The sequence below is a fragment of the Flaviflexus huanghaiensis genome, assembly GCF_014118685.1.
GTDB lineage: Bacteria > Actinomycetota > Actinomycetes > Actinomycetales > Actinomycetaceae > Flaviflexus > Flaviflexus huanghaiensis.
This window is the reverse complement of sequence record NZ_JACFAK010000046.1, coordinates 1-526: the sequence shown is the minus strand read 5'-3', so window position 1 is coordinate 526 and position 526 is coordinate 1. Positions and strand designations below refer to the sequence as shown.

The window sequence follows — 526 nt, the reverse complement described above, 5'->3', positions numbered from 1 at the left end:
TCCACGCCGCCCCGGTCTCGCTGGTTGCGACCCGCAGGCCGAGGACTTCCCTGCGTCCGTCGGCGTTGACGCCGGTGGCGATGAGGACGACCGCGTTGATCACCCGTCCGCCCTCGCGGACCTTCATGGTCAGCGCGTCAGCAGCAACGAAGGTGAAGGGGCCGGCCTCATCGAGGGGCCGGTGACGGAACTGGTCCACGTGCTCGTCAAGCTCGGTGGCCATGCGTGAGACCTGGGATTTCGATAAAGAATGGATGCCCAAGGTTTTGACGAGTTTATCCATCCGCCGAGTGGAGACCCCGGCGAGGTAGCAGTCGGCCACGACGGTGATCAGCGCCGACTCGGCTCGTTTTCTGCGCTCGAGCAGCCAGTCGGGAAAATATGTGCCCGAGCGCAGTTTTGGGACAGCTACATCCACTGTGCCGACCCGGGTGTCCAGGGGCCGGTGGCGGTAGCCGTTGCGCTGGGTGAGCCGGTCGGGGCTGGGCTTGCCCCACTCCGCCCCGACCACGGCATCGGCGTCTGC

General features: G+C 66.3%; 1 protein-coding gene. It reads right to left on the bottom strand.

Annotated elements, in window-relative coordinates:
- On the bottom strand, positions 1-526 hold a 526-nt coding region (locus tag H7E91_RS11485; protein ID WP_182355246.1), incomplete at both ends, for an IS256 family transposase.